A 9894-nucleotide genomic window follows, 5' to 3' on the forward strand; every position below is an offset into this window, starting at 1 on the left:
GCTCCTTCGTCGCTACTCAGCCCGGCGGCTTACGCTCCTCGCACCTCAGACAGCGGGGGGTCGGCGTTCCTCGCACCTCAGACAGCAGGGGTGTCGGCGCTCCCGCAGCCGGCCGAGTAGCGCCGACCGAGCGGAGTAGTGACACACCGTTCATCCGCCGGCCGAGTAGCGCCGACCGAGCGTAGCGAGGGCGCCGCGTATCGAGGTCAGCCCGCCAACGCTGCGCGGATGAGTTCCGGGATGTCGGCGTCGGTGTCCGGGGGGAGGGCGTCGATGGGCCACCACTGCAGGTCCACCGATTCCTCGCTGCGTTCGAACTGCGGCAGACCGCCGTCGGCGGTCGGGGCGGCGACCACCCGGTAGCGCACGTCGAGATGCCGGGTCGGCACGCCGAGCGAGCAGGTGATCGGGTGGGTGTGCAGGTGGACGATGCCGCCGCCGGCGCCGACCTGGTCGAGGTCGAGCCCCGGGATGCCGGACTCCTCGCGGGCCTCGCGCAGTGCGGCGTCGGCGAGGGTCTCGTCGGTCGGTTCGCAGTGTCCGCCGAGCTGAATCCATTTGCCTACGCGGGGATGCAGGGTCAGCAGGACGTGGCTGCGATGGGCGTCGAAGACGATGGCCGACCCGGTGAGATGGCCTGCCGCACAGGCCCGCAGGCAGGCGTCGGGGGAGGCGGCGAGGAACGCGAGATAGGCGTGCCGGAGACTGTCCTGTCCCGACTCGGGCGCCTGCCAGGCGGTCAATGCCTCGACGGCAGAGGCGTGCAGGGATTCCGCGCTCACAGTTCGATCACCCATTCGTCGGTCGGCGCCGCATCGCGCAGCGGGGCGGTTTCGAGGGGATGCCCGATGGCGACTGCGCCGAGCGGTTCCCACGACGCGTCCAATTCGAGGACACGGCGCACCGTCGGCGCGGCGAAGATCGTGGAGCCCACCCAGCAGCTGCCGATCTCGCGGACAGACAACGCGATCAACAGGCTCGCCACGGCACCGCCGGCGGCTACCGTGAACATGGTGTGCTCAGCCGCATTCCGGCGCTCGTCGGGGTACTCGTGTACGCCGTCGGGCACCAGGAACGGGATCACCAGTTCCGGTGCGTCGTACAGGATCTGGCCCCGACGGAGTCGCTTCTCGATCGATTCGGGTGTCTTGGAATCGGATTCGAGGTCGGCGCGCCAGTCGGCGGTCATCGCGTCGAGCAGCGCACTACGCCGCTCAGCCGAGCGCACCCACACGAACCGCACCGGATGGGTGTGATGCGGCGCGGGTGCGGTGAGGGCCTCGCCCAGAGCGGCGCGCATCAGTTCCGGGTCGACCGGCCGGTCGTCGAAGGCGCGTACGGAGCGACGGGTGCGGATGGCCTCGCGACGACCCAGCGCGATCGCCTCCTCGGTGCCCAGCCGGAACAGGTCCTCCTCGGCGGGCCGGATCAGATCGGCGGCGGTCGAACCGTCGTCGACGGGCGCGAACCCGCGCACGACGGCCACCGGAACGGCGGCGAGCTTGCCCTTGACCAGGTCGGCGGCCGCGGACAGTTCGTCGGCGACCGCGATGTCGGTCACCACCAACGGGTTCCCGTAGTCGTCGGTGCCACCGTCGTAGGGGTGGGTGACGGCGATGCCCGCCGATCCGATCGCGACATCGGTCTGTCCGGTGCGCCAGGCACGCCCCATCGTGTCGGTGATGATCACGGCGACCTCGTGACCGGCACGCTCGGCGATGGCGGCCCGCAGTCGTCTCGCGCTGCCGTCGGGATCCTCGGGGAGCAGCGCCAGCTGGTCGGATCGCACGTTGGAGCCGTCGATCCCGGCCGCGGCCTGGACCAGGCCCAGACGGTTCTCGGTGATCAGCGTGCGGTTCTTGCGGGCGAGGACCCGCACCGACTCGGCCTCGACGAGTTTGCGACGCAGCGCATCACGCTCATCGGGATCGGCCGGCGCGTCGACCATGCGACCCTCGGCCTTCGAGATGATCTTGCTGGTCACGACCAGTACATCACCGGACGCCAACCACGGTGCGGCGGCGAGGATCTCGGCGGCGACGTCGGATTCGGCAGTGAACTCGGGGAGGCCGGTGACCGGTCGGATCTCCAGGCCGTTCGGGGCGCGGTGATCGGCGAGCTCGCTCACTCGGTGCCCACGTTCTGTTCCGGCATGGCCACGTCGACGAGTGCGCAGGCGGCGCGGATCATCTGCGCGGTGGCCTGCGGGTCGGTCATCAACAACGGTGCGGAGCCGACGGCGATGCCGTCGACCTGTGCGCGGTCGCCCTCGGCGATCAGCCAGCCGTCGAGGATGCCGTTGCCGCTTCGGGCGCCGTAGTGGGCGGCGACCGCCTCGGCGGACGACTCGACGCCGATCACCGACAGGCACTCGTCGGCCATGCCGCGCAGCGGCCGGTTGTCGATGATCGGCGAGACGCCGACCACCGGGGCCTTGGTGGTGCGCAGGGCGCTGCGCATCCCGGGAACGCTGACGATCGCGCCGATGCTCACCACGGGGTTCGACGGTGCGAGCAGGATGACGTCGGCGTCGCTGATCGCGTCGAGGACCCCCGGTGCGGGGGTGGTGTCGTCCGAGCCCACCTGTGCGAAGCCGAAGGTCGGGACCTGGGCGCGGTGGCGAACCCACCATTCCTGGAAGTGGATGGCCACGCGCTCGCCCTCGTCGCCGTCCGGCTTGGAGATCACCACATGCGTCTCGTGTCGGTCGTCGGTCACCGGCAGCAGACGCACGCCCGGATTCCACCGGCGGGACAGGGCAGCGGTCACATCGGACAACCTGTACCCGGCGTCGAGCATCTGGGTACGGATCAAGTGGGTGGCGAGATCTCGGTCGCCGAGGCCGAACCAGTCCGGGTCGGCGCCGTAGGCGGCGAGTTCTTCTTTCGCATGCCAGGTTTCACCGCGCCGGCCCCACCCGCGGTCGGGGTCGATGCCGCCGCCGAGGGTGTACATGCACGTGTCGAGGTCGGGGCAGATGCGCACACCGTGCATCCACGCGTCGTCGCCGACGTTCACGATCGCGGTGATCTGATGTTCGCCGACGCCGAGCGTGGGGTCGTCGGGATGCGGCGGGAACGGGGTGGTGCCGAGCAGCTCGCGCAGTCCGAGGAGGAAACGCGCGCCCCCCACGCCGCCGACGAGTACGGTCACCTTCACAGCAGGTACTCCTTCACACCGCCACTCTAGTGGTCGGCCGCGAGGGCCCGTACGCCGCTGTCGCGCCCGTCCGGCGGGCGGGGAGGAGGGCTCGGGAGTGTGATCTTCACTTCGCCTTCGGGCCGTCGTCGTGTCGAGTCACAGATTTGACGGCACGCGATGGTAAAGGGAATTCTTCGATTCAACTTGACCGGGACCGCCCCCGGCGTGTCTAATCACATCAGTGTCATTCCGAGTTTGAGATCGAGAACATTCGAGGTCGAGAACCGCTGGCCTCCAAGGGATTCGATCATATGTTCGAACTCGGTGAGAGGGTCGGTGCCGGCAGTAAGGGGCCGTCGCTCGGGCGCTGTGTACAACGGATGCAGGGAGTCACTGCACCCCGAGTACAAGTGGTGTGGCAGCAGTGGTGGGTACGGCAGCACGTCGTGTTCGCAAAGGACAGTCAACGACCAACATCCCGAGCTAGGAGGCGCCGACGATGGCTTTGGACAATCCGATCGGCAATCCGCTTGAACCACATATTCGCCCGCAATTCATCGCAGAGTCGCACGTGATGACATCCGCCCCGGAAATCGACACCGCAGAGTTTCGCACCCTTGGGCCCGTTGACGATTCGATGATCGGTGGCACCGCGCGTGCGGCCGCGCTCGAATCCGCCGCCGATGCAACCGATCTCGTCGATTCCGACGCAGACGATGCCGCCGGCCGCCGTCATCTGGCCCTGGTGCCCAACGACTTCGACGACCTGTTCGACGCCGTCGAGGAGCAGTGGCAGGATCGCGCTCTGTGCGCGCAGACCGATCCGGAGGCGTTCTTCCCGGAAAAGGGTGGATCGACGCGTGAGGCCAAGCGAATCTGCCAGGGCTGCGAGGTCAAGGCAGAGTGCCTGGAGTACGCGCTCCACAACGACGAACGCTTCGGCATCTGGGGCGGTCTGTCGGAGCGTGAGCGCCGTCGCCTGAAGCGCGGCATCATCTGAGGGGTCGCCGGAACGGCGTCATCCGAACAATCGAATTACCCAGCGAGAGCTGGACGCTCGGCGCTCAGGTGTCGAACGCGATCATCGACCGCGGATCACTCAGGTCCGCGGTCGATCGTGTCTTCGTCGACGCCCAGGTGGGTCGCGACCTGCTGGACGAGGACCTCGTGGACGAGCTCGAGGAGGTCCGTGCCCTTCTTGGCCCGTGACTCCAGCGGCCGGCGGAACAGGATGATCTGAGCCCGTGTCGGCACCCCGTGGACGTCCATTCCCGCGGGGATCAACCGGGCGAGCGGTACCGCGCCGTCGGCGGTCACCTCGTCGGGCCACTCGACGGTCTCGGGATCGCGGGGGAGCAGTCGCGGGATCTCGTCGACGGCGATGTCGAGTCCGGCCAGCTGGTCGTGCCACTGGGCGTCGATCTCGGCGAAGGCCTCGAGCGCGACGGCGTCGAACTCGTCGGAGCGGGTGTTGTAGGCGGGCACGTTCTGCGGCAGCAGCGGTGAACGCAGGCCGCGGCCACGCCGGTCTCGGTACCGTCCGACCCGGCGTCGGCCACGACGGATTCCCGGCTGGCCGATCGAGCCGCGCGGCGTCGGCTTCGGGTGGATGCGCATGGCGCGATTCTATGAGGTCGCGATGGCCCCTGTCGCCCCGCCTGCCCCCGTCTGAGCGTGTCGAGTCTGTGGTTGCGGACCGTGGGGGCTAATCTCGTCACGTGAAGCTTCCCCGTCTGTGCTGCCGACCCGGCTGCGCCCGATCCGCGGTGGCTACCCTGACCTTCGTCTACGCCGAATCGACTGCGGTGATCGGTCCGCTGGCGACCTCGCAGGAGCCGCATTCCTGGGATCTGTGCGACGACCACGCCCGACGGATCACCGTCCCGCGGGGCTGGGAGATGCTGCGCAGCGAGCGGGGATTCTCGGTGCCCGCCGAGGATCACGAGCTGACCGCCCTCGCCGAGGCCGTCCGCGAGGCCGGCGCCGTCGCCGGTGGTGGACGCCCGGGTTTCGTCGACAGCGGGCCCCGCGGCCGTAACTCCGACCGGACGCCGGCCGACTCTCTCGATGCCTTCGACTCGCGAGCTCTCGACGAGGCGCGTGCGGCCGACGCGGCGTACGAAGCCGCCCTCGCCGACCGCCGCAGCGGCCGCCATCGCGCGGGCCCTGTCGACTCGCCGTCACAGCCGTCGGCAACCCCGGGTGTGCCCCGCCACCAGACGCGACCCCGGCCGGGTCGCCGCGGTCATCTGCGGGTCCTCCCGGATCCGGTCGACTGACCGGAGACCACCACGCGGGGGGCGTGGAACCCGTTGTCGCCGTCGGAGGACGCGAATCGTCGGACTCCGTGTACGCGGCCGGCCGTCCGCCTCGCCCCGATGCGGGGACCGAACGAGTGACTGTGTCGCGTACCCGGGCGTGTGTCCCCGCGGCTGGCTACGCTGGTTCCATGCGTACCGGTACCCCCGACCTCGACGATGCCGAGGAGTTGATCTCCGCGGACGTCGACGGTCTGTTGCGGGCAGTCGCGCTCGCCGGCGCGCAGGTTCGTGCCACCGCCGAGGCCGTCCGCGAGGGCGTACTGGCCCCGCTCGCCGACCTGCGACCCCGCAGCGTCGTGATCGTCCACGGCTCCAGCGAGGTCTCGCACCGCGCGGCCGAGCTGGGGGTCGCCGCCCTCGCCGCACGTGTCGACGTCCCGCTCGTGACGGGTCCCGTCCTGCCGGGGTGGGTCGGTCCGCTCGACGTGGTGGTAGTGGCCGGCGAGGATGCGGGCGACATGGCTCTGGCCGATGCGGCCGCGCGGGCGCTGCGTCGTCGGGCCGAGGTGGTCGTGGCCGCGCCCAACGCCGGTCCCCTCCGAGACGCGCTGGGTGGCAACGGGCTCGACCTCTCGCCGAGGTTCGACGTCGAGCCGCGTTTCCGGTTCGTCGGTTTCGTCGCCGCGCTCCTCGCGGTGTTCGGTGGCCTCACCCAGGTCCGGGTGACCGGCCCGGTGCCCGCACTCGACGACCTGGCCGATGCGCTCGACGCCGAGGCCTCGGGCTCGCACCCGTCGCGGGAGACCTTCCACAACCGGGCCAAGTCGCTGGCCGTCCGCGTGCAGGGCCGTCCCTCCGTCTGGACATCGGATTCACCGGCGGGTTCGGTACTGGCCGTGCATGCCGTGACGAGTCTTCTCGCATTCGCCGGGATCGTCGGCGCCGTCGCCGAACTCGGTGACGTGGCGCGGATGGCCCGGCTCCTGGGTTCGCGAACCGGCACCGCGCCGGCTGTCGATTCGATCTTCTACGACCCGGAGTTCGACGGTCCGGCGCAGGAGCCCGCTCCGCGCATCATGGTCGTGTCGACCGCGCGTCGTGAGTGGTACACCCGGCAGCGGGTGACGGGGCTCGGCGACGTCGACCTGGTGGTCGGTGCCGACGAGGGAGACGCGTTGCCGCAGAACGGCGGGCAACCGTGGGACGATCGACGGCCGGTGCCGGGTGAGGACCCGGTGGCCGACGGCCCGGGCGACCTGCTCGATTTCCTGGTCGTCGCTCTGCGGGTCGAGATGGCGGCGGTGTATCTCCGCCTGATTGGGAACACGGTGCAATGAGGATTCTCGACGGAGTGGTGCGCCCCTACGCATGGGGTTCACGAACAGCCATCGCGTCGATTCAGGGGAGGCCTGTCCCGTCGGCGCATCCGGAAGCCGAGTTGTGGTTCGGCTCGCATCCGGCGGGCTCGGCGCGGTGCGTCGACCCCTCAGGTCCGGAGCAGGATCTCGTCGAGGTGATCGACGCCGATCCGGTGGCGACGCTCGGGGCGGCGAGTGCGGCCGAGTTCGGCAACCGGCTGCCGTTCCTGCTCAAGATCCTCGCCGCCGAGGAGGCACTGTCGCTGCAGGCGCACCCGTCCGCGGACCAGGCGCGTGAGGGGTTCGAGCGGGAGAACGCCCGCGGCCTCGCCCTCGAGGCCCGAGACCGCAACTATCGCGACCCGTGGCACAAGCCGGAGCTGATCGTCGCCACGACGCCCTTCGACGCCCTGGCCGGTTTCCGTGATCCGCACAGGACTGTCGCACTACTGCGCGAACTGCAGGTCAGCGAACTCGACCACTACTTGGGAATGCTTGCCGGACAACCCGATTCCGAGGGTCTGCGGGCTGTGTTCACCACCTGGCTGACGCTGCCGGAGGCGTCGATCCGGCAACTCGTGCCCGCGGTCCTGCACGGCGCGATCGAGGTGCTGAGCTCGGGAAGCACGGAGTTCGCCGCCGAACTGCGCACGGTCTGCGAGCTCGGTGAGGACTACCCGAACGATCCCGGTGTACTCGCCTCGCTGCTGCTCAACCACGTTCATCTCGAGCCGGGGGAGGGTCTGTACCTGCCGGCCGGCAACCTCCACGCGTATCTGCGGGGCACCGGTGTCGAGATCATGGCCAACTCCGACAACGTCTTGCGCGGCGGTCTCACGCCCAAGCACATCGACGTGCCGGAACTGTTGCGCGTCCTCGACTTCACTCCGGTCGACGCCGCCCAGATGGCGCCGCCGGTGCGCATGATCGGCTCCGAACGTGTCTACCTCACCCCGGCGCCGGAGTTCCGGTTGTCGCGGATCGAGTTGGACGGAACCGGATTGCACCACTCGTCGTCGATCTGCTTCGACATGCCCGGACCGCAGGTCCTTGCGGTGCTCAGCGGTGCGGTCGAGGTCCGTCCCGCCGACGGCGCGCCGCTGACCGTGAAATCGGGTCAGGCGCTGTGGATCACGGACGACGACCCGGACGTGATCGTGCGGGCCGCCTCTGCGCGGGCGGTCTTCTACCGCGCGCTCGTGCCGGTCGCGGTGTCGGCGGCCGAGGGTGTGTCGGCGTCCGCGCCGGCCGCGGTGACCGCCACCGAGTGACACCCCGGGGTCACCCGCTGTAGTTGCTCACGAGATCCGTTCGCGCTCACCGTCAACGGGTGAGCGCGAACGGACGGGGTGAGCGAAAGTCCGACGCTGTCGACTGAGACGCCGCTATCGCCTGACCGGCGCCGCGGGTGCCTGCGCGGCGGGCTCGGGGTACCCGCCGATGAGGTTCCATTCGTCCGGGGTCGCGACCATCGTCACCAGCACCGGTTGACCACCCGCGTCGAGCGAGAGGTCCTGTGGCGCACGCGGATTCTGGGTCAGGGCAACCGTGGGGGCGCCGGTCGGGTCGTCGATGCCGGGCGCGGACACGATCATCCGCGTCGTATCCGGTTGCGGTGACGGGGGAGTGAGGCCGTCGACGATGACGAGTGCAGGGCCCGGCCGGGCCGGTGTGCGGTCGCCGGCGAGGGACAGTGCGCTCGGGTCGGCGACGGCGCTGACCAGCGGTGCCCATCGATGCGGGCGGTCGGTGTGGACACGCACCGAGGCGCCGACGGCGACCGCACGAAGCGCGATCTGCGCGACGACGTGGATACCGGCGGCGACCGACACGGTCGCGATGCCGGGACCGACCAGTCGGGTGGCGACGGCGCGACCCGTGTGATCGGCGCCGATGAGCTGCCCGCACCCTCCGGCCGGGAGGCGAACCGAGCCGAGGAAGGCCTGAGCGTCGTCGCCGGTGAGCGTCGGCAGGTTCCGGTCCAGGCGGGCGGGGGTCGCGATGGGGAGGCTGACGGCAAGGGCATCGAACTGGCGGCCGTCGAGCGGTTGCAGACCGGCCGGCCACGAGGGCACCGACCGCCGTGCATCAGGGAACTCGTTGAACCGCACGAACGCGGAGACCTCGACCTCGGGCCGTCCGTTTCGATGGCGCCGGTCGGCGGTGACGTGCCGGAGCCGGACGGTGAGGGTGGTGGAGACCGCCGAGTTCACCCAGATGTCGCGGACAACGGTGGGCAGCGCATCCGGTTCCACTGCGGCGCTGCGGATACGGAGCCCGGAGACCCCGACCGACTCCCATTCCTCGGCCAGCGAGTCGATGCCGGCGCCCTCGGTCAGTTGGGTGGTGACCGAGGTGATCTGCGCGGCCGACAGGATGATGGTGGCCAGTCCGTGTTCGGCAAGGCGTTTGGCCACCCGGCGGGTTGTGACCGTCGCGGTGCGCAGGGCGCCGGTCGCGCCGCCGCCGCGTCGCGCCACGGCGTCGGGACATTCGAGCGGATCGATCCGCAGCACGACGAACACCGAACGCTGGGCCGTCGCCGACAACGGGCCGAGGGTGCGGTCGTAGGTCGCCGGTGCGACACCCGAACCCCACACGCGCACACCGTGACTGATGACCTCGATCGAGCTGAGAGAGATGTCGTACCGGTCGATGCACTCGGCGAGGACGTCGAGGGGGACCAGTTGTCCGTTCTCGTCGCCGAGGGTGCTGTTGCCCGGTGTCAGGTAGGTGACCGCGGGGCCGCCCGGGTCCACGCGGACCACGGTGACCAGGGTGTCGCCGACCCAGCGGGCGCCGATGGTCGTGGGTGTCGACGATCGGCGTGCCGACGGCCGGGTGGAGGGCCCGGACAGCGGGACGTCGAACGGGGCCGGGTTGAGGTCGGCGTCGCTGCGGCGCATCCGGGACCAGGAGAACGACATCCGCGCCGCGAGCCGGCCGAACAGGGATTGCCGGCCACCGACGCTCACCAGCCCGGCCGCGATCACGACCGCCACGATCAGGGCCGACAGCCCCCACACGCTTCCCGACAGTGCCCACACGACGAGGCCGAGGGCCAGGATCACCTCGATGACCACGAGTGTGCGCAACCCCGACGCACGCGTGTTCCGATCCACGATCCCCCCTCG

At 70.1% G+C, this 9894-nt stretch carries 9 protein-coding genes; 4 read left to right on the forward strand and 5 right to left on the reverse strand.

The window, feature by feature from the left end:
- Positions 1-206: 206 nt before the first annotated feature.
- The 3 genes from OK17_RS17525 to cofD are packed head-to-tail and all read right to left on the reverse strand — an operon-like array spanning position 207 to position 3159.
- Positions 207-782, reverse strand: a complete 576-nt coding sequence (locus OK17_RS17525) for an NUDIX hydrolase (protein WP_232717633.1) — start codon at positions 780-782, stop codon at positions 207-209.
- The gene (locus tag OK17_RS17530; protein ID WP_232717634.1) at positions 779-2128 is read right to left on the reverse strand and encodes a coenzyme F420-0:L-glutamate ligase; all 1350 of its coding nucleotides are present in this window, start codon (positions 2126-2128) and stop codon (positions 779-781) included. Before OK17_RS17530 ends, OK17_RS17525 begins: the two co-directional genes overlap by 4 nt.
- Positions 2125-3159: a 2-phospho-L-lactate transferase gene (gene cofD / locus OK17_RS17535; protein ID WP_119032837.1), complete on the reverse strand. Its 1035-nt coding sequence runs from the start codon at positions 3157-3159 to the stop codon at positions 2125-2127. Before cofD ends, OK17_RS17530 begins: the two co-directional genes overlap by 4 nt.
- A 718-nt stretch (positions 3160-3877) precedes the next feature.
- Between cofD and OK17_RS17540 the strand changes: the two genes are divergently transcribed.
- A complete protein-coding gene (locus tag OK17_RS17540; protein WP_174310842.1) occupies positions 3878-4141 on the forward strand; it encodes a WhiB family transcriptional regulator in 264 nt (87 codons plus the stop codon).
- Between the two features lie 95 nt (positions 4142-4236).
- Here the strand turns inward: OK17_RS17540 and OK17_RS17545 are convergent, their stop codons facing one another.
- Complete coding sequence (locus OK17_RS17545) at positions 4237-4758, reverse strand: metallopeptidase family protein (RefSeq protein WP_005198708.1); 522 nt, start codon at positions 4756-4758, stop codon at positions 4237-4239.
- Positions 4759-4859: 101 nt separating this feature from the next.
- Between OK17_RS17545 and OK17_RS17550 the strand changes: the two genes are divergently transcribed.
- The 3 genes from OK17_RS17550 to manA all read left to right on the forward strand — a co-directional run bounded on the left by OK17_RS17550 (position 4860) and on the right by manA (position 8031).
- The gene (locus OK17_RS17550) at positions 4860-5420 is read left to right on the forward strand and encodes a DUF3499 domain-containing protein (RefSeq protein WP_174718295.1); all 561 of its coding nucleotides are present in this window, start codon (positions 4860-4862) and stop codon (positions 5418-5420) included.
- Between the two features lie 170 nt (positions 5421-5590).
- The gene (locus OK17_RS17555; protein WP_119032835.1) at positions 5591-6739 is read left to right on the forward strand and encodes a hypothetical protein; all 1149 of its coding nucleotides are present in this window, start codon (positions 5591-5593) and stop codon (positions 6737-6739) included.
- Entirely contained in the window at positions 6736-8031 is a 1296-nt protein-coding gene (gene manA, locus OK17_RS17560; protein ID WP_232717637.1) for a mannose-6-phosphate isomerase, class I, read from the forward strand. Before OK17_RS17555 ends, manA begins: the two co-directional genes overlap by 4 nt.
- Positions 8032-8145: 114 nt before the next feature.
- Here the strand turns inward: manA and eccE are convergent, their stop codons facing one another.
- Entirely contained in the window at positions 8146-9882 is a 1737-nt protein-coding gene (gene eccE, locus OK17_RS17565) for a type VII secretion protein EccE (protein WP_461418208.1), read from the reverse strand.
- Between the last annotated feature and the right edge of the window lie 12 nt (positions 9883-9894).

It is taken from the genome of Gordonia sp. GN26 (assembly GCF_054823965.1).

Bases quoted from the DNA above. Each gene is read 5' to 3' on its own strand.
- OK17_RS17545 (WP_005198708.1), bottom strand. From the start codon at position 4,758: ATGCGCATCCACCCGAAGCCGACGCCGCGCGGCTCGATCGGCCAGCCG.
- OK17_RS17555 (WP_119032835.1), top strand. From the start codon at position 5,591: ATGCGTACCGGTACCCCCGACCTCGACGATGCCGAGGAGTTGATCTCC.
- manA (WP_232717637.1), top strand. From the start codon at position 6,736: ATGAGGATTCTCGACGGAGTGGTGCGCCCCTACGCATGGGGTTCACGA.